This is a genomic window from Variovorax sp. 54, assembly GCF_002754375.1.
GTDB lineage: Bacteria > Pseudomonadota > Gammaproteobacteria > Burkholderiales > Burkholderiaceae_C > Variovorax.
In genome coordinates this window covers 1,931,113-1,949,824 of the sequence record NZ_PEFF01000001.1, presented here as the reverse complement: position 1 = coordinate 1,949,824, position 18,712 = coordinate 1,931,113, and the positions used below count along the sequence as shown (strand labels likewise).

General features: G+C 67.7%; 16 protein-coding genes. 5 read left to right on the top strand and 11 right to left on the bottom strand.

The genetic code is table 11. The annotated features are described in order from the left end of the window. Positions 1-94 precede the first annotated feature (94 nt). Positions 95-373, top strand: coding sequence for a hypothetical protein (locus tag CLU95_RS08870; protein ID WP_099792331.1), 279 nt, complete (start codon positions 95-97; stop codon positions 371-373). 7 nt (positions 374-380) lie between these two features. Here CLU95_RS08870 and CLU95_RS08865 read toward each other — a convergent pair whose 3' ends face one another. The 4 genes from CLU95_RS08865 to CLU95_RS08850 all read right to left on the bottom strand — a co-directional run bounded on the left by CLU95_RS08865 (position 381) and on the right by CLU95_RS08850 (position 3,642). After that, the gene (locus tag CLU95_RS08865; RefSeq protein ID WP_099792329.1) at positions 381-896 is read right to left on the bottom strand and encodes a GNAT family N-acetyltransferase; all 516 of its coding nucleotides are present in this window, start codon (positions 894-896) and stop codon (positions 381-383) included. Then, on the bottom strand, positions 896-1,690 hold the full coding sequence (locus CLU95_RS08860) for an ABC transporter ATP-binding protein (RefSeq protein ID WP_099792327.1): 795 nt from the start codon (positions 1,688-1,690) through the stop codon (positions 896-898). The genes CLU95_RS08865 and CLU95_RS08860 overlap by 1 nt, the downstream gene beginning before the upstream one ends. After that, entirely contained in the window at positions 1,690-2,586 is an 897-nt protein-coding gene (locus CLU95_RS08855) for an ABC transporter permease (RefSeq protein ID WP_099792325.1), read from the bottom strand. Before CLU95_RS08855 ends, CLU95_RS08860 begins: the two co-directional genes overlap by 1 nt. Before the next feature lie 78 nt (positions 2,587-2,664). After that, positions 2,665-3,642, bottom strand: coding sequence for an ABC transporter substrate-binding protein (locus CLU95_RS08850; RefSeq protein WP_180288568.1), 978 nt, complete (start codon positions 3,640-3,642; stop codon positions 2,665-2,667). A 213-nt stretch (positions 3,643-3,855) separates the two neighbouring features. Between CLU95_RS08850 and CLU95_RS08845 the strand changes: the two genes are divergently transcribed. Then, on the top strand, positions 3,856-4,326 hold the full coding sequence (locus tag CLU95_RS08845; RefSeq protein ID WP_056578260.1) for an Lrp/AsnC family transcriptional regulator: 471 nt from the start codon (positions 3,856-3,858) through the stop codon (positions 4,324-4,326). A 13-nt stretch (positions 4,327-4,339) separates the two neighbouring features. Here the strand turns inward: CLU95_RS08845 and CLU95_RS08840 are convergent, their stop codons facing one another. The 6 genes from CLU95_RS08840 to ugpB all read right to left on the bottom strand — a co-directional run bounded on the left by CLU95_RS08840 (position 4,340) and on the right by ugpB (position 11,849). After that, entirely contained in the window at positions 4,340-6,856 is a 2,517-nt protein-coding gene (locus tag CLU95_RS08840; protein WP_099792321.1) for a DUF3772 domain-containing protein, read from the bottom strand. Positions 6,857-6,907: 51 nt separating this feature from the next. Then, positions 6,908-7,654 carry a glycerophosphodiester phosphodiesterase gene (gene ugpQ / locus CLU95_RS08835; RefSeq protein WP_099792319.1) on the bottom strand — a complete coding sequence of 249 codons (747 nt, stop codon included), beginning with the start codon at positions 7,652-7,654 and terminating at the stop codon, positions 6,908-6,910. Between the two features lie 3 nt (positions 7,655-7,657). Beyond that, positions 7,658-8,665 (bottom strand): sn-glycerol-3-phosphate ABC transporter ATP-binding protein UgpC, encoded by a 1,008-nt coding sequence (gene ugpC / locus CLU95_RS08830; RefSeq protein ID WP_099792317.1) that lies wholly within the window; start codon positions 8,663-8,665, stop codon positions 7,658-7,660. 2 nt (positions 8,666-8,667) lie between these two features. Next, positions 8,668-9,519 (bottom strand): sn-glycerol-3-phosphate ABC transporter permease UgpE, encoded by an 852-nt coding sequence (gene ugpE, locus CLU95_RS08825; protein WP_099792315.1) that lies wholly within the window; start codon positions 9,517-9,519, stop codon positions 8,668-8,670. A 39-nt stretch (positions 9,520-9,558) separates the two neighbouring features. After that, positions 9,559-10,440 (bottom strand): sn-glycerol-3-phosphate ABC transporter permease UgpA, encoded by an 882-nt coding sequence (gene ugpA / locus CLU95_RS08820; RefSeq protein ID WP_099792313.1) that lies wholly within the window; start codon positions 10,438-10,440, stop codon positions 9,559-9,561. Between the two features lie 98 nt (positions 10,441-10,538). After that, the gene (gene ugpB, locus CLU95_RS08815) at positions 10,539-11,849 is read right to left on the bottom strand and encodes a sn-glycerol-3-phosphate ABC transporter substrate-binding protein UgpB (RefSeq protein WP_099792311.1); all 1,311 of its coding nucleotides are present in this window, start codon (positions 11,847-11,849) and stop codon (positions 10,539-10,541) included. Between the two features lie 227 nt (positions 11,850-12,076). On the opposite strand from ugpB, the gene serA reads away from it, so the two are divergent. The 3 genes from serA to CLU95_RS08800 all read left to right on the top strand — a co-directional run bounded on the left by serA (position 12,077) and on the right by CLU95_RS08800 (position 17,874). Further along, positions 12,077-13,309 carry a phosphoglycerate dehydrogenase gene (serA, locus tag CLU95_RS08810; RefSeq protein ID WP_099792309.1) on the top strand — a complete coding sequence of 411 codons (1,233 nt, stop codon included), beginning with the start codon at positions 12,077-12,079 and terminating at the stop codon, positions 13,307-13,309. 187 nt (positions 13,310-13,496) lie between these two features. After that, on the top strand, positions 13,497-17,375 hold the full coding sequence (locus tag CLU95_RS08805; protein ID WP_099792307.1) for a DUF3683 domain-containing protein: 3,879 nt from the start codon (positions 13,497-13,499) through the stop codon (positions 17,373-17,375). 61 nt (positions 17,376-17,436) lie between these two features. Next, positions 17,437-17,874 (top strand): HIT family protein, encoded by a 438-nt coding sequence (locus CLU95_RS08800; RefSeq protein WP_099792305.1) that lies wholly within the window; start codon positions 17,437-17,439, stop codon positions 17,872-17,874. A gap of 13 nt (positions 17,875-17,887) precedes the next feature. On the opposite strand, the gene CLU95_RS08795 is transcribed toward CLU95_RS08800, so the two are convergent. Further along, positions 17,888-18,505, bottom strand: coding sequence for a hypothetical protein (locus CLU95_RS08795; RefSeq protein WP_099792303.1), 618 nt, complete (start codon positions 18,503-18,505; stop codon positions 17,888-17,890). Positions 18,506-18,712 lie beyond the last annotated feature (207 nt).

The window sequence follows — 18,712 nt, the reverse complement described above, 5'->3', positions numbered from 1 at the left end:
AGCAGCCGGGCGAGGTTTGCCGAGGGGCAAATGGCTTTCCCTATGACAGCCATATGCGCCGCCACATGGCCTTCGTGCTCACTCACGGCCCTTCATGGACTTGCTGGACCTCTTCAATCACCTGCTTAATTTTGCGGCACCTGCGGCTTTCATTGCCGGGGTGCTCGTGGTCGTGGGCCGCTTTCTCGGGGGCCCGCGCACCGGCGTTCCGCGCGGGTGGATGCAATGGGCGATCACCTTCGGGGCCGGCCTGCTGACTTCGCTGGCCGGCCTGATCGTCACGGGCCGCGACGGCTCGATGACCACTTATGCCGCGCTGGCGGCGGTCTGCGGCACCGTGCAGTGGTTGGTGATGCGCGGCTGGGGCCGCTGAGCCGGCGTTAATCGAGCCGGCGGGCCATGTAGATCGACAGCCCGGGGTAGGTTGCCAGCCGGGCCTGCTGCTCGTCGCCGGCCGGCGCCGTGGCCGCATACCCCTGGCGCTCCCAGAACCCGACCGAGGCCTGCACCGACACCAGCGTCGAATGCCGCCAGCCCGCCCGCAGTGCGTGGGCCCAGGCGTGGCGCACGAGGCGCGGCCCCAGGCCCAGCCCCGAGGCCTCGGGGTGCACGGCCAGGTCGTGCAGGTACAGCGCGTCGGCGTCGGGCGCCACCTCGAAGTCGCCGTGCAACGGCGTGAGCTTGCCGCGCTGCGAGGGGTACGCCGCCAGGTAGGCCCGCACGGCGCCGCCGTGCTCGGCCACCCAGCCGGTGCGCGGCGAGGCGGCCAGCCGCCGCGCGATGAGCACGCCGTCCTCCACGAACCCCGCGCCGTAGCAGGCGAGCTGGACCGCCAGCACGGCGTCGAGATCGTCCGCGCGCATGTCGCGCACGAGCAGAGAAGGCGCTGCGTCCATCAGGCGAGCAGCAGCTTGTCGTCGTCCAGCTTCTCGCCGCGCGTCTGCTCGAACATGCGCAGCAGGTCGGGCACGTCCAGGCCCGAGCGCTGGTCGCCGGCCACGTCGAGGATCACCTGGCCTTCGTGCAGCATCACGGTGCGCGAACCGTAGTCCAGCGCCTGGCGCATGCTGTGCGTGACCATCATCGCGGTGAGCTGGCTGCCTTCGACGATCTTGGCGGTGAGTTCCAGCACGAAGGCCGCGGTCTTCGGGTCGAGCGCGGCCGTGTGCTCGTCGAGCAGCAGGATGCGCGAAGGCCGCAGCGACGCCATCAGCAGGCTCACGGCCTGGCGCTGGCCGCCCGAGAGCAGGCCGATGCGGTCGGCCAGCCGGTTTTCGAGGCCCAGCTTCAGGATCGACAGCTTCTCGCGGAACAGCTCGCGCAGGTTGCGATTCAGCGAGAAGCCGAAGCCCCTGCGCTCGCCGCGCTTCCACGCCAGCGCCATGTTTTCCTCGATGGTCAGCGCCTCGCAGGTGCCGGCCATCGGGTCCTGGAACACGCGGGCCACCATGCCCGAGCGCTGCCAGGCGTTCAGGCGGGTCACGTCCTTGCCGTCGATTTCGAGGCGGCCCTTGTCGACCATCAGGTCGCCGCTGATCGCGTTGAGAAAGGTCGACTTGCCCGCGCCGTTCGATCCGATCACGGTGACGAACTGGCCGGTCGGAATGTCCAGGCTCAGGCCGCGCAGCACGCGGTTTTCGATCGGCGTGCCCGGGTTGAACGTAATTTCGAGTTGTTGGGCGCGCAGCATCAGTTCTTCCCCTTGAAGAGTCCGCCCAGCTTGCGCTTGTAGGCGGGCACCAGCAGCGCGAAGGCCACGAGCACGGCGGTCACCAGGTTCAGGTCTTGCGCCTGCAGGCCCATGAAGTCGGTGTTGAGCGCCATCGCGATGAAGAAGCGATAGAGCAGCGCACCCAGCACGCAGGCCAGCGTGGTGATGACCATGCTGCGCGCGGGCAGCAGGGTCTCGCCGATGATCACGGCGGCCAGGCCGATCACGATCGTGCCCACGCCCATCGAGATGTCGGCCGTGCCCTGGCTCTGCGCGAACAGCGCACCGGCCAGCGCCACCAGCGCATTGGAGAGCGCCAGGCCCGCCATCGTGTGGAAGTCGGTCGAGATGCCCTGCGCACGCGCCATGCGCGCGTTGCCGCCGGTGGCGCGCATCGCCAGGCCGGCTTCGGAGGCGAAGAACATGTCGACGACGATCTTCGCGGCGATCACGATGATCAGCAGCAACAGCGGCTTGGCCCACTGCTCGGGCATGCCGCCGAAGCTGACCATGCTGAACACCGTGGGTTCGGTGATGAGCGCCACGTTGGGCTTGCCCATCACGCGCAGGTTGATGGAGTACAGCGCGATCATCACCAGGATGCTCGCGAGCAGCTGCATGATCTTCAGCTTGACGTTGAGCCAGGCCGTGAGCCAGCCTGCGGCGGCACCGGCCACGCAGGCCACGGCCGTGGCGGCGGCGGGGTTCCAGCCCGCGACGATGAGCGTCGCGGCCACGGCGGCGCCCAGCGGAAAGCTGCCGTCCACCGTGAGGTCGGGAAAGTTGATGATGCGAAACGACATGAAGACGCCCAGCGCGACCAGTCCGAAAATCAGACCGATCTCGATGGCGCCCAGCGAAGCAATGAGGGACATGGGGGCTTCCGGGGAGCGCAGTCGGCGGGCTGGCGCGCCCGGCCTGCGCCGGGAGCTAAAAGCCCGCCGGGGCGGCTTTTACTTGGTGCTGACGACCTTCGCCGACTTCAGCAGCGCGTCCGACAGGGTCACGCCCTGCAGCTTGGCCGCGCCGGGGTTCACCACCAGCTCGAAGTTGGTGCTGGTTTGCGAGGCGATGGTGCCGGGCTTCTCGCCCTTGAGGATGCGCACCACGATCTTGCCGGTCTGGCGGCCGATGTCGGTGTAGTTCAGGCCCAGTGCAGCCACGGCGCCGCGCTCGACGGTGGCGGTGTCGGCGGCCACCACGGGCAGCTTGGCCTGCTGGGCCACCTTCACGATGCCTTCGAAGGCCGAGACCACGTTGTTGTCGGTGGGCGTGTAGATCACGTCGGCCTTGCCGACCAGGCTCTGGGCGGCGGTGGGTACGTCGACCGTGCGCGCGGCGGCGGCTTCGACCACGGTCATGCCGGCGTCGGCGGCGGCCTTCTTCAGCGCGGTGACGATGGCCACCGAGTTGGCTTCGCCGGGGCTGTAGATCACGCCGATGCGCTTGGCGTTCGGCACGACCTTCTTGATCAGGTCGATGTGCTTTTCGAGCGGCGACAGGTCGGACACGCCGGTCACGTTGGTGCCCGAGGGCTCCCAGTTCTTCACCAGCTTGGCGGCCACCGGGTCGGTGATGGCCGAGTACACGACGGGAATCGTCTTGGTGGCGGCCACGGTCGCCTGCGCCGACGGCGTGGCGATGGCCACGATCACGTCGGGCGCATCGCCCACGTACTTGCGGGCGATCTGGGCGGCGGTGCCCACGTTGCCCTGTGCGCTCTGGTAGCTGAACTTGAGGTTCTTGCCCACCTCGTAGCCGGCGGCCTTCAGCTCTTCCTTCACGCCGTCGCGCACGGCGTCCAGGGCCGGGTGCTCGACGATGGCGGTCACGGCGACCGACTTGTCGGCGGCCAGCGCCGGTGCGGCGGCGAGCACGCCGAGGGCCAGGGCCACGGCGCTGAAGGGGGTGCGAAGCAAAGCGTTTTTCACGTAAGGGTCTCCGGGTGGGGAAAGGGGTGTGGGTGCGTTCGAAGCCGCCGGCAAAGCCTGGGAGGCGCCATTCAGCGGCCCGGATGGGTGCAACGCCATCCGGGCGCGTCGAAGTCTAGATCGTACTTTGCACAATTAAGGTGCATGAACCCCTCGGGCTTTCCCCGCTTTAAGAAACATAATTGCATCATTGAGGCATATGGAGAGACGAAATTGCAGATCATCGAACTCGACCGCACCGACCGGCGGATTCTGGACCACCTCCAGGCGCACGGCCGCGCGTCCAACCTGGACCTGGCCGAGGTGGCCCAGCTGTCGCCTGCGCAGTGCCTGCGACGCCACCGGCGGCTCGAAGAACTGGGGCTGATCAGCGGTTACGCCGCGCGGCTCAACGCGCGCCACATCGGGCTGGGCGTGATCGCCTTCATCCACGTCACGATGGCGCGCGGCCATGTCGACGAGCTGCCCAAGTTCCAGGACCTCATCGCCGACATGCGGCAGATCCTGGAGTGCTACTCGGTGACCGGCGACTTCGACTACGTGCTCAAGGTGGTCGCGCGCGACCTGGAGGCGCTGTCGCAGTTCCTCATGCACACGCTGATGCACATGCCGGGCGTGTCGGCCGTGCGCTCCAGCGTGTGCCTGAACGAAATCAAGTGCACGGGGGCACTGCCGCTCGAATAGAGCGGCGAGTGCTTCAGGTGCTCGTGGTGCCCGGCAGCGGCGACGCTGGCGTGGCGGGGGCCGGCGACGGCTCGGCGGGCAGCACCGGCGCGGCCGCCGCCATCACGAGCGTCGTGGGCGTGGCCAGCGGCAGGTCGGCCTGCTTGAGCGCATCGAGGATCGTGAACAGCAGGTCGCTGCGCACGCCGCCCGCCAGCCGGGGGCTCGGCACGTAGGCGATGGCCTGGAAGATCAGCAGCCCGTTCTCGATGCCTTCGAGCGTGAGCGAGGGCGCCGGCGTTTCCAGCACACCCTCGTGCGCGCGGCAGGCTTCGAGGATCAGCTCGCGCACGCGCTGCGCGTCGGTGGTCAGCGGCATCGGCAGGCGGATCAGCACGCGGCCCTCGGCGTTGGCCAGCGTCATGTTGCGCACGGTCTTGGTGATGAACTCCGAGTTCGGCACGATCAGCGTCGAGCGGTCGCCCAGCTGGATCTCGGTGGCGCGCACGTTGATGCGCCGCACGTCGCCCTCGGTGGTGCCCAGCACCACCCAGTCGCCCACCTTCACCGGCTGCTCGGCCAGCAGGATCAGGCCCGAGATGAAGTTCTGCACGATGGCCTGCAGGCCGAAGCCGATGCCCACCGACAGCGCGCTCGCCACCCATGCGATGCGCTCGATGCCGATGCCCAGCGCCGACAGCGAGAACGCCACCACCAGGATGCCGCCCACGTAGCCCAGCAGCGTGGTGATCGAGCTCTGCATGCCCGGCTCGAACTGCGTGCTCGGCAGGTAGCTGCGCGAGAGCCAGCGCTTGAACACCCGCAGCACGATGAAGCCGATCACCGCCACGGCCACGGCGCTGAGGATCGCGCCCGGCACCAGCTGGAACTCGCCCACCTTCACGCCGGTGCCGAGCTTGCCGCCGCGCTGGAACACCTCGCCCGGGCCCGTGCCCAGCGGCGCGGCCAATGCGACCAGCATGTAGAAGAACAGCGCCACGCGGCTCAGGCCCGAGAGCACGGTGGCCGCCTGGTCGAGCGTCTGCGGCGCCAGGCCGAAGCTCTTCTGCAGCCGCTGGCCGGAGGCGCTGCGCGAGGACACCACCGCCATGAACAGGTCGTCGGCGAACTTGAACAGCACGTAGAAGGCCGCCGCGACGATGCCGCTCCAGGTGAGCTGCGAGGCCAGGAAGCTCGCCAGCGCCACGTAGCCGAAGGCCACCAGCACCCAGATGGTGATGACCAGCACCGCGATCAGCGCCACCAGCACCCCGACCCACATCGGCCGTTCCGGCAGGCCGGCGTCGGGCGCGTCGGCACGCAGCGCCTTCAGGCGGTACACGACGGTGCCGACCAGCGCGGTGAGCAGCAGCGCCGTCGCCACGTGCGTGGTCACCACGGCGGCAAAGCTGGCGTCGATGAGCGCGTTGAGCTCGGCGGGCGTCCACGCCAGCGCAGCCACCAGCGCCACCAGCCACGGCAGCGCCGACAGGCGCTGCGCCGTGAGGTCGGGAATGGCCGGCAGGCGCCACGACGGCCGCCCCGTGGCCAGCAGCCCGCGCCCCAGCCCGATGATGAACGCCATGAAGGTCAGCGTCTGCGCCGCCGACTGCAGCGCCTTGCGCGCCTGCGCGTCCCACGTGGCGTGGGCCTTGAGCACTTCGACGACGCCGTGCGCGGCCACGGCGACCAGCAGCACGTGCGTCGCGACGATGGCGATCACCAGCAGCGAGCGGCGCAGCCGCCCGGCCGGCAGCACGCGCGTGGCCAGGCGCGCCAGCCCGCGCTCGGCGGCCCAGACGCCGAGCCATGCGAGCAGCAGCGCGCCGATGAACGAGGCGATCACCGGCGTGCGGCTTTCGGGCTGCAGCGCCTGATCGAAGCCGTCGCCGAGCGCCGACCCGAGCGCCTGCAGCCGTTCGAAGTCGTCGGGCCAGGCGTCGCGCAGGTCGTCCCAGAACTCGCGGCCGAGCGGCGAGGCGGCGCGGCTGGTGAGCTCGGCCTCGAACTGCTGGCGCCGCTGCGACACGACGTCGGTGCCGCGCTGGCGCACGTCGATCGCCAGCAGCTTGGCCAGGCGGATGTCCGCATCGAGCGCATTGCGCTCCTTGGTCAGCTGTGCGCGCTGGCGCGTGATGTTGGGGTCTTCGGTGGCGCCGGCGGCGGGCGGGTTGCCGAGCTCGCCGAGCCGTGCGTTCAGGTCGGCGAGTTCGCTGGTGCGGGCGGCGACGAACTTGTCGGCCTGCACGCCGATCTCGTTGATCTGCGCGAGCTGCTTGCGTGCGTCGTCTTCGGCGCCCGGAACGACCGTGGCATTGGCCTTGCCCGAAGGGGCAATGCGGGCGAACTGCGCGCGCAGCTCGGCGATGGTGGGTGGCGGGGCCGCAGCGGCGGCCACGGTGTTGGCGCTGTTGTTGGGGTTGCCGTTGCCGGCGTTCATGCTGGCGTCCGGCTGCGCGAGGGCGACGCCGCACGTCAGCAGGGCCCACACGGTCAACACGGCAAGGAGCGCGGGGAGGCGCAGGCCCGCCAGGCGAGAGGTCCGATTCATGGCCGCATCATAGAAGCCGCCATGACGTAAGAACGGGTAAGAAATGCAGCCTCAGCCCGCGGGACTGAACAGGTCGACCCGGTCGGTGATGATGCCGTCGGTGCCCAGCTCGATGAGCCGTTGCGCGGCCCAATCGTCGTTCACCGTGTAGCTCAGCGAGCGCAGGCCGGCGCCATGCACCTGCGCCACGGTGGCGGCGTCCCACAGCGCGTGGTTGCAGACGATGGCCTGGCAGCCCAGGTTCAGCGCGGTGTCGAGCCAGCCGTTCCAGAGCGTGTCGAGCAGCAGGCCGCGCGGCAGTTCGGGCTGCACGGCCTGGGCGCCCTTCAGCGCGTCGATCTGGAACGAGGTGAGCAGCGGCGGCACGGCCGTGCCCTGCCAGAGGCGCGCGGCTTCGCGTGCGACCACTTCGCCGGTCTCGCGTTCGGTGCCGGGCGTGGGCTTGATCTCGATGTTCAGCAGGAGGTCGTTGGCGCGGCAGAAGCGCGCCAGGTTCCCCAGCGTGGGCAGCGGCTCGCCCGCGAAGGCGCGCGAGTGCCAGCCACCGGCGTCGAGCTGCGACAGCGCACCCCATGTCTGCTGGCCGCCGATGCCGTGGCCGTTGGTGGTGCGATCGAGCGTGGCGTCGTGCATCAGGAAGACCACGCCGTCGGCGCTGAGCTTGGCATCGCACTCGAACATGCGGTAGCCATGCGACGCGCCGAAGCGGAAGGCGGCGAGCGTGTTTTCAGGCGCCAGCTTGCCGGCGCCGCGGTGGGCGACCCAGCGGGGGTAGGGCCAGGGGCTGCGTTCGGCCATCGCTCAGTCTGCCCTCTTGCCCGATCCGGCGTCGAACCAGTGCAGCTTGTCTTCGCGCGCGGCGATCTTCACCGTGTCGCCGGCCACCGGCGGGTGGTCGCCTTCGTCGGTGCGCATGATGATCTGCTCCTCGCCGATGCGGCCGTACACCAGGCGCTCGGCGCCCAGCAGTTCGACCTGTTCGACCTGCACCGTCCAGCCGCTTTCGTCGAGCTTCATGTGCTCGGGGCGGATGCCGAGGATCTGGCCCGGGCGCACGCCCGGTGCGTGCCGCAGCAGGTTCATCGGCGGCGAGCCGATGAAGCTCGCCACGAACGTGGTGGCCGGGCGCGAGTACACCTCTTCGGGCGTCGCGAACTGGTCCATCACGCCGCCGTTCATCACGATGATGCGCTGTGCCAGCGTCATGGCCTCGACCTGGTCGTGCGTGACGAACAGCGAGGTGATGCCGAGTTCGCGGTGCAGCTTCTGGATTTCGAGGCGGGTCTGGGCGCGCAGCTTGGCGTCGAGGTTCGACAGCGGTTCGTCGAACAGGAACACGCGCGGCTGGCGCACGATGGCGCGGCCCATGGCCACGCGCTGGCGCTGGCCGCCCGAGAGTTCGCGCGGCTTGCGCTCGAGCAGGTGGCCCAGCTCGAGGATCTTGGCGGCCTTGTCGACGCGCACCTTGATCTCGGGCGTCGGCACCTTGGCGATCTTCAGGCCGTAGGCCATGTTCGCGAACACGCTCATGTGCGGGTACAGCGCGTAGTTCTGGAACACCATGGCGATGTCGCGCTCGGAGGGCTCGAGCTGGTTCACCACCTTGCCGCCGATGGCGATCTCGCCGGCCGAGATTTCCTCGAGGCCGGCCACCATGCGCAGCAGCGTCGATTTGCCGCAGCCCGAGGGGCCGACGATGACGATGAATTCATGGTCGGCGATCTCGGCGCTCACGCCGTGGATGACCTGGTTGGCTTTCGGCCCATGGCCGTAGCGCTTGATGACGTTGCGTAGAGAGAGAGCAGCCATAGTTATTTTTCAGTGTCCACGAGGCCCTTGACGAACCACTTTTGCATCAGGATCACCACCAGCGCGGGCGGCAGCATCGCCAGGATGGCGGTGGCCATCACGACGTTCCATTCGTTCTGTCCGTCGCCGCCGGCAATCATTCGCTTGATGCCGACCACCACGGGGTACATGTCTTCGCTCGTGGTCGCGAGCAGCGGCCACAGGTACTGGTTCCAGCCGTAGATGAACTGGATCACGAACAGCGCCGCGATCGAGGTCTTCGACAGCGGCAGCAGCACGTCGAAGAAGAAGCGCATGGGGCTCGCGCCGTCCATGCGCGACGCTTCGGTGAGTTCGTCGGGCACCGTGAGGAAGAACTGGCGGAACAGGAAGGTCGCCGTGGCCGACGCAATCAGCGGCACCGTGAGGCCCGCGTAGGTGTTCAGCATGTTCAGGTCGGACAGCACCTTGTAGGTGGGCAGGATGCGCACCTCCACCGGCAGCATCAGCGTCACGAAGATCGCCCAGAAGCAGATCTTCTTGAACGGGAAGCGGAAATACACGATGGCGAAGGCCGACAGCAGCGAGATGGTGATCTTGCCGATGGCGATGACCATGGCCGTCACGAAGCTCACCCACATCATGTGCGCCACCGGGGCGTTGGAGCCCGCGCTGTTCTCGCGCCCGAAGAGCGCGCCCTTGTAGCTGTCGACGATGTTCGAGCCGGGTGTCAGGGGCATCGGCGCCTGCACGATCTCCTGGGCCGTGTGCGTGGACGCCACGAACGCCAGGTAGAGCGGGAAGGCGACGATGAACACGCCCAGGATCATGATGACGTGGGCCAGGATGCCCTGCGTGCCGCGTTTCTCAACCATGCTGCGCTCCGCCCAGTTTTATTTGTTCTTGTTGCTTCATCAGTACTGCACCTTCTTCTCGACGTAGCGGAACTGGATGACCGTCAGCGCCACCACGATCACCATCAGCACCACCGACTGCGCGGCCGAACCGCCGAGGTCCAGGCCCTTGAAACCGTCGTGGTAGACCTTGTAGACCAGGATGGTCGTGTCCTTGCCCGGACCGCCCTGCGTGGCCGCATCGACGATCGCGAAGGTGTCGAAGAAGGCGTAGACCACGTTGATCACCAGCAGGAAGAAGGTGGTGGGCGACAGCAGCGGGAACTGCACGGTCCAGAAGCGGCGCCATGGGCGCGCGCCGTCGATGGCCGCGGCCTCGATCAGCGACTTCGGAATCGACTGCAGGCCGGCCAGGAAGAACAGGAAGTTGTACGAAATCTGCTTCCACACCGAGGCCATCACGATCAGCGTCATGGCGTGGCCCGAGTCGAGCAGGTGGTTCCAGTTGATGCCGATCTTGCCCAGGGCATAGGCCACCACGCCCAGCGAGGGCGAGAACATGAAGACCCACAGCACGGCCGCCACGGCGGGCGCCACGGCGTACGGCAGGATCAGCATGGTCTTGTAGAACATGCCGCCGCGGGTGATGCGGTCGGCGAACACGGCCAGCATCAGCGACAGGCTGATGCCGATGCCCGCCACCAGCACCGAGAACAGCGCGGTGGTCTTGAACGACTCGCCATAGGCCGGGTCGTTGAAGAGCTGGCGGAAGTTGTCGAGCCCGACGAACTCGACCGACGTGCCGAACGCGTCCTGCTGCTGCAACGACTGCAACAGCGCCTGGCCGGCCGGCCAGAAGAAAAACACGAGGATCACCGCCATCTGCGGTGTCAACAGCAGCCAGGGCAACCAGCCCGAGCGAAAGAAAACGCGTTTTTCCATGAAGCCTCTACATAAAAAATCCCGCCCGGCGCGCCCTGGAACAAGGGCGTGCGGGGGCGGGCGATATTAGCCGGACACGGAGCCCGGATCTTCAATCGTTAGCTTTTGTTCGCCTTTTGGAAGCGTTCCAGCTGCTCGTTGCCGCGGGTCACGATGGCGTCGAGGGCTTCCTTGGCCGTCTTCTTGCCGCCCCAGACCTGTTCGAGCTCTTCGTCCTCGATGGCGCGGATCTGCACGTAGTTGCCCAGGCGGATGCCGCGGCTCTTGTCGGTGACCTTGCGGATCATCTGCGTCACGGCCACGTCGGTGCCGGGGTTCTGCTTGTAGAAACCCGACTCTTCGGTGAGCTTGTACGAGGCGGTGGTCACCGGCAGGTAGCCGGTGCGCTTGTGGCTGGCGGACTGCACTTCAGGCGTCGAGATGAAGCTGAAGAACTTGGCCACGCCCTTGTACTCGGCGGCCTTTTTGCCCGACATGACCCACAGGCTGGCGCCGCCGATCACGGTGTTCTGCGGTGCGCCCGGCACGTCCGGGTAGTAGGGCAGGGGGGCCAGGCCGTAGGCGAACTTGGCGTTCTTGGCCACGTTGCCGTAGAAGCCCGACGACGTGTTGATCATGGCGCACTCGCCCGACACGAACGAGGCTTCAGGCACGTTGCCGCGGCCCTTGTAGATGAACAGGCCCTGCTTGGACATGCTGGCCAGGTTCTCGATGTGGCGCTGGTGCAGCGGCGAATTCACCTTCAGGCGCGCGTCCAGGCCCTGCAGGCCGTTGGCCTTGCTGGCGAACTCCACGTTGTGCCAGGCCGAGAAGCTCTCGACCTGCGTCCAGTTCTGCCAGGCGGTGGTGAACGGGCACTTGTGACCGCTCGCCTTGAGCTTGGCGGCTGCCGCGACCACTTCGGGCCAGGTCGAGGGTGCCTTGTCGGTGGGCAGGCCGGCGGCCTTGAAGGCGTCCTTGTTGAAATAGAAGATGGTGGTCGAGCTGTTGAACGGGAAGCTCAGCATCTGGCCGTTGGGGGCGGTGTAGTAACCGGCCACGGCGGGGATGTAGGCGGCCGGGTCGAACTTCTCGCCCGCGTCCTTCATGACCTGGCCGACCGGAATGACGGCGCCCTTGCTGGCCATCATGGTGGCGGTGCCCACCTCGAACACCTGCAGGATGTGCGGTGCGTTGCCCGAACGGAAGGCCGCGATGGAGGCCGTCATGGATTCGTCGTACGTGCCCTTGAAGGTGGGGACGATCTTGTAGTCCTTCTGGCTCTCGTTGAACTGCTTGGCCAGGTCGTTGACCCACTCGTTGTTGACGGCGGTCATGGAATGCCACCACTGGATCTCGGTCTGGGCCTGGGCTGCATTGAACAGCGTGGCGGCCAGCGCCGATGCCAACGCGAGCGTCTTGAATCGCATGAAGTCTCCTCGGGGAAAAAATGGAAAGCGCGAATGCTAGGGCATGTGCGTGACACAGCCGCGTCACATTGGGGCACGGACCCGGGGGCTATTCCAATCGGGGAAACCCCTTTGGCGCCAAGCCCGGCGCGGGTTGCGGGGCACATGCTGCGCTGCACCATGCTAGCATCGCCCTCCCCTTTTTTGGCCTAGCTTGTCGCCATGGCCGGGGCCTCCTCGAGTACGTCATGAGCAGCAAAACCTCCCTCGACAAAAGCAGGATCAAGTTCCTTTTGCTCGAGGGCATCCACCCCTCGGCCGTGGAGGTGCTGCGCGCCGCCGGCTACACCAACATCGAGTCGCTGCCGGGTGCGTTGCCCGACGCCGAACTCAAGGCCAAGATCGCCGACGTGCACTTCGTGGGCATCCGCTCGCGCACCCAGCTGACGGCCGAGGTGTTCGCCGCCGCGCACAAGCTGGTGGCGGCCGGGTGCTTCTGCATCGGCACCAACCAGGTCGACCTCGAAGCCGCCCGCGAACACGGCGTGGCCGTGTTCAACGCCCCGTATTCCAACACCCGCTCGGTGGCCGAGCTGGTGCTGGCCGAAGCCATCCTGCTGCTGCGCGGCGTGCCCGAGAAGAGCGCCGTGGCGCACCGCGGCGGCTGGCTCAAGTCGGCCGAAAACGCCTTCGAAATCCGCGGCAAGACGCTGGGCATCGTGGGCTACGGCTCCATCGGCGCGCAGCTGTCGGTGCTGGCCGAGGCGTTGGGCATGCATGTGGCCTTCTTCGACGTGGTCACCAAGCTGCCGCTGGGCAACGCCCGCCAGGTGCGCGAGCTGCACCAGCTGCTGGCCCAGAGCGACATCGTGACCCTGCACGTGCCCGAGACGCAAGCCACCCAATGGATGATCGGCGCCGCCGAGATCGCCGCCATGAAGCCGGGGTCGATCCTGATCAACGCCTCGCGCGGCACCGTGGTCGAGATCGACGCGCTGGCCGAGGCCCTGAAGAGCAAGAAGCTGTTGGGCGCCGCGATCGACGTGTTCCCGGTGGAGCCGCGCAGCAACAAGGACGAGTTCCAGTCGCCGCTGCGCGGGCTGGACAACGTGATCCTCACGCCGCACATCGGCGGTTCGACCATGGAAGCCCAGGCCAACATCGGGCTGGAAGTGGCCGAGAAGCTGGTCAAGTACAGCGACAACGGCACTTCGACCTCGTCGGTCAACTTCCCCGAGGTGGCGCTGCCGGCGCACCCGGGCAAGCACCGCCTGCTGCACATCCACCGCAACGTGCCGGGCGTGCTGTCCGAGATCAACAAGATCTTCTCGGACAACAACATCAACATCTCCTCGCAGTTCCTGCAGACGAACGAGAAGGTCGGCTACGTCGTGATGGACATCGACGCTGCCTCGTCCGACCTGGCGCTGGAAAAGCTGGCCAAGGTGAACGGGACGATCCGCAGCCGGGTGCTGTTCTAAGCCCCTGTCTTTCTCCCTCTCCCTCCGGGAGAGGGCAGGGGTGAGGGCCGGCGGCCCCCGCGCCACGGCAGGCATCGGGCCTGCCATAGGGAATAGCGGAACGGGAAGGGCAAAGACCCCAAGGCCTGCCCTAAAATCCACCCCCCGGCTACATGGGCGCGCAGCGCCTGGCCAAGGGCCCCACCCGATGAATGCTCCGACCGCGTTGAATACGCTGTTGTCACAGGCCGCAGAGCCTGTACGACTGCGCGAGATCCCGTACAACTACACCAGCTTCTCCGACCGGGAGATCGTGCTTCGCCTGCTGGGCGAACGCGGCTGGGACCTGCTCCAGACCCTGCGTGCCGAGCGCCGCACCGGCCGATCGGCGCGCATGCTCTACGAGGTGCTGGGCGACATCTGGGTCGTGCAGCGCAACCCCTACCTCGTCGACGACCTGCTGGACAACCCGCGCCGCCGCGGCCAGCTGGTCGATGCCCTGCGCCACCGCCTGGGCGAAGTGCAGAAGCGCCGCACCCCCGACAGCGACCTGCCGCGCGACCAGTTGGTGGGTGAGCTCACCGGGCTCGTCAGCCAGGCCGTCGCCGCCTTCGACGACACCTTCCGCGAAGTCTCCGCCCTGCGCCGCAAGGCCACGCGCGTGCTGCGCCGGCTCACGGCCAAGGACAACATCAAGTTCGACGGCCTTTCGCGCGTGTCGCACGTGACCGACGCCACCGACTGGCGCGTCGAGTACCCCTTCGTCGTGCTGTGCCCCGACACCGAGGTCGAGATGGCCTTGCTGGTCAAGGGCTGCATCGAGCTGGGCCTGACCATCATTCCGCGCGGCGGTGGCACCGGCTACACCGGCGGCGCCATTCCGCTCACGTGGAAGAGCGTGGTCATCAACACCGAGAAGCTCGAGGCCATGACCGAGGTCGAGCACATCTCGATGCCCGGCCTCGACCACCCCGTGCCCACCATCTGGACCGAGGCCGGCGTGGTCACGCAGCGCGTGGCCGACGCGGCTGAGCGTGCGGGCTTCGTGTTCGCGGTCGACCCGACCTCCGCCGAGGCCTCGTGCGTCGGCGGCAACGTCGCCATGAACGCCGGCGGCAAGAAGGCCGTGCTCTGGGGCACGGCACTCGACAACCTCGCCTCATGGCGCATGGTCACGCCGCAGGCCGAATGGCTCGAAGTGACCCGCATCGGCCACAACCTGGGCAAGATCCACGACGCCGAGAGCGCCCTGTTCGAGCTGCAGTACTTCGCCGCCGACGGCAAGACCCCGCTGCGCACCGAGCGCCTCGACATTCCGGGCAAGACCTTCCGCAAGGAAGGCCTGGGCAAGGACGTGACCGACAAGTTCCTTTCGGGCCTGCCGGGCATCCAGAAAGAAGGCTGCGACGGCCTCATCACCAGCTGCCGCTGGGTGGTGCACAAGATGCCGGCGCACACGCGCACCGTGTGCCTCGAATTCTTCGGCAACGCGAAAGACGCGGTGCCCAGCATCGTCGAGATCAAGGACTTCATGTTCGCCGAGCAGAAACGCTCGGGCGTGCTGCTGGCCGGCCTCGAGCACCTGGACGACCGCTACCTCAAGGCGGTCGGCTACGCCACCAAGTCGAAGAAGCACGGCGGCCTGCCGAAGATGGTGCTGTTCGGCGACATCGCGGGCGACGACGCCGATGCGGTGGCGCGCGTCACCTCGGAAGTGGTGCGCATCGCCAACTCGCGCAGCGGCGAAGGCTTCATTGCCATCAGCCCCGAGGCGCGCAAGAAATTCTGGCTCGACCGCAAGCGCACGGCCGCCATCAGCAAGCACACCAACGCCTTCAAGATCAACGAAGACGTGGTGATCCCGCTGCCGCGCATGGCCGAGTACAGCGACGGCATCGAACGCATCAACATCGAGCTGTCGCTGCAGAATAAGCTGGCGCTCACCGATGCGCTCGAAGTGTTCCTCACGCGCGGCAACCTGCCGCTGGGCAAGACCGACGACGCGCACGAGATTCCCGCGGCCGAGCTGCTGGAAGACCGCGTGGCGCAGGCCGTGGCGCTGGTGCACGAGGTGCGTGCGCTGTGGGCCGGCTGGCTGCAGAACGTCGACGCGCTGTTCCCCCAACTGCAGGACCACACGCTGCGCGCCAGCTGGAAGACCCAGCTGCGCCAGCCGCTGCAGGAGATTTTTTCGGGCGCCGAGTTCGGGCCGATCCTGGCCGAGTGCACCGCCATCCACAAGCAGGTGCTCAAGGGCCGCGTGTGGGTCGCGCTGCACATGCACGCGGGCGACGGCAACGTGCACACCAACCTGCCCGTCAACAGCGACAACTACGAGATGCTGCAGACCGCGCATGCCGCGGTGGTGCGCATCATGGCGCTGGCACGCAGCCTGGACGGCGTGATCTCGGGCGAGCACGGCATCGGCATCACGAAGCTCGAGTTCCTCAGCGACGAAGAGCTGCGCCCGTTCACCGAGTACAAGGCCCGGGTCGACCCCGAAGGCCGCTTCAACAAGGGCAAGCTGCTGCGCGCGCCCGCGGGGCAGGCGCAGACGCTGCACGCCGACCTGACCAACGCCTACACGCCGAGCTTCGGCCTCATGGGGCACGAGTCGCTGATCATGCAGCAGAGCGACATCGGCGCCATTGCCGACAGCGTGAAGGACTGCCTGCGCTGCGGCAAGTGCAAGCCGGTGTGCGCCACGCACGTGCCGCGCGCCAACCTGCTGTACAGCCCGCGCAACAAGATCCTCGCGACTTCGCTGCTGGTGGAGGCTTTCCTCTACGAAGAGCAGACGCGGCGCGGCATCAGCATCAAGCACTGGGAAGAGTTCGAGGACGTGGCCGACCACTGCACCGTGTGCCACAAGTGCCTCACGCCGTGCCCCGTGAAGATCGACTTCGGCGACGTGTCGATGAACATGCGCAACCTGCTGCGCAAGATGGGTCAGAAGAGCTTCCGCCCCGGCAACGCGGCCGCGATGTTCTTCCTGAACGCGACCAATCCGCAGACCATCAAGGCGGTGCGCGCGGGCATGGTGGGCATCGGCTTCAAGGCGCAGCGCATGGCGAACGACCTGCTGCGCGGCCTGGCGAAAAAGCAGACCGGCGCGCCGCCGGCCACGCTGGGGCCTGCGCCGATCAAGGAGCAGGTGATCCACTTCATCAACAAGAAGATGCCGGGCAACCTGCCGAAGAAGACGGCGCGCGCGCTGCTCGACATCGAGGATGCCGACTACGTGCCGATCATTCGCGACCCGAAGACGACCACCTCGGAAACCGAAGCGGTCTTCTACTTCCCGGGCTGCGGTTCGGAGCGGCTGTTCTCGCAGGTCGGCCTGGCCACGCAGGCGATGCTCTGGCATGCGGGCGTGCAGACGGTGTTGCCGCCGGGCTACCTGTGCTGCGGTTATCCGCAGCGCGGCAGCGGCCAGTTCGACAAGGCCGAGAAGATGATCACGGACAACCGCGTGCTCTTCCACCGCGTCGCCAACACGCTCAACTACCTGGACATCAAGACGGTGGTGGTGAGCTGCGGCACCTGCTACGACCAGCTGCAGGGCTACCAGTTCGACAAGATCTTCCCGGGCTGCCGGATCATCGACATCCACGAGTACCTGCTCGAAAAGGGCATCACCCTGGCCGATGCCGGCGGTGGCGGCTACCTGTACCACGACCCCTGCCATTCACCGATGAAGCTGCAGGACCCGATGAAGACCGTGAAGGCGCTGGTCGGCGACAACGTGCTCAAGAACGACCGCTGCTGCGGCGAGTCGGGCACGCTGGGCGTGTCGCGGCCGGACATCTCGACGCAGATCCGCTTCCGCAAGGAAGAAGAGCTGAAGAAGGGCGAGGCCGCGCTGCGCGATGCCGGCCAGGTCGGCGCCACCGACAACGTGAAGATCCTCACCAGCTGCCCGAGCTGCCTGCAAGGCCTCTCGCGCTACGGCAACGACCTGAACAACGGCCTGCTCGAAGCCGACTACATCGTGGTCGAGATGGCCAACAAGCTGCTCGGCGACGACTGGATGCCGAAGTACGTGGCGGCTGCCAACCAGGGCGGCATCGAGCGGGTGCTCGTATGAGCGCCGCGCCGGGCCGCCCCAAGCAAGCTCGCACCGAAGTGCGAAGCACGGAGGTATTTCAATGACGGCGGTGGCGGGTTGCCCGCTGTGCGACGCGCCCGGCGGGCGCCTCGTGTTCGAAGGCGCGAAGCTGCGCGTCATCCATGCGCAGGAAGAGGGCTTTCCGGCCTTCTACCGCGTGGTGTGGCGCGACCATGCGGCGGAGTTCTCCGACCTCGACGCGGCCGACCGCGTGCTGTGCATGGAGGCTGTCGTGCGCGTGGAGCAGAGCCTGCGCGACGCGCTGGCGCCCACCAAGCTCAACATCGCCGCGCTCGGCAACATGGTGGCGCACCTGCATTGGCACGTGATCGCGCGCTTCGACTGGGACAGCCATTTCCCGGGGTCGGTCTGGGCCGCCGTGCAGCGGACGGCGCCGGCCGAGCGGCTGGCCGCCGTGCAGGCGCTGCTGCCGCAGGCGGAGGCCGACATGGTCCGCCGGCTCGCGACGCTGGCTTGAGGCCTTCGTTTTTCTAGCTGGCCGCGGCGGTGCGCGTTGCGCTGCCTGCCTTGCGGTCCGCACAGGCCTGCTTGAATTCCGGCGTGGCGCGCGTCTCCGTCGAGAAGCGCCTCGAGGCCACGCTGCCGTCCCTGCACACACGATCGAGTTCGGCCTGCGCGCTCCTGTTGCCCGCATGCGCGGCATGGGCCAGCAGGCGCACCGCGTGGAAGGGCACGCCCGAGGTGCCGGACGATGCGGTGGCTGCTGCGGTCGCCGGCTGCGGTGAGGCGGCCTTGACGGGCTCTGCGGGCAGCGTGCGTGCGGTGTTCGCCGAGGTCGGCAGACGCTCGACAGCGGTGAAGTCGCCGCTCTTGCCGGCGCGTTCGACCATCTGTCGGTAGCTGTCCATCATGAACGACGTGTCTTTGGGTGTGAGGTCCTTTGCCGGCTTGGCGAGGTAGGCCGCGACCTCGGGCGGCAGCGCGGCGTTGACGGTGCTCAGTTCATGCGCGCCGCCGAAGCCCCGCGAGCCCGCCTGAGCGGCATGCGCCGCGTCGTCGCCCAGCGCCATGGCGCCCTTGGCGGCCACGCCCGTCGCGCCTTCGGCCGCCACTGCACCCGCGCCGACCGCCGCTCCTTTGCCCGCCACGCCAGCCGCTTTTCCTGCCGTCGCAGCTTTGCCCGCCGCCTTGCCGATCAGGCCCCAGAAAGCGTGGGCGGGCGGGGTGAGGGCAGCCCCCGCGAGCGCGACGCAGAGGACGAGGGCGGCCCGGTTCGGACGCGACAGGAGCGGGTGGAAGCGTGTGCGTGACGGCATGCCGCAATGCTAAGCGCAGGCGACCAGCACGCCGCCGCA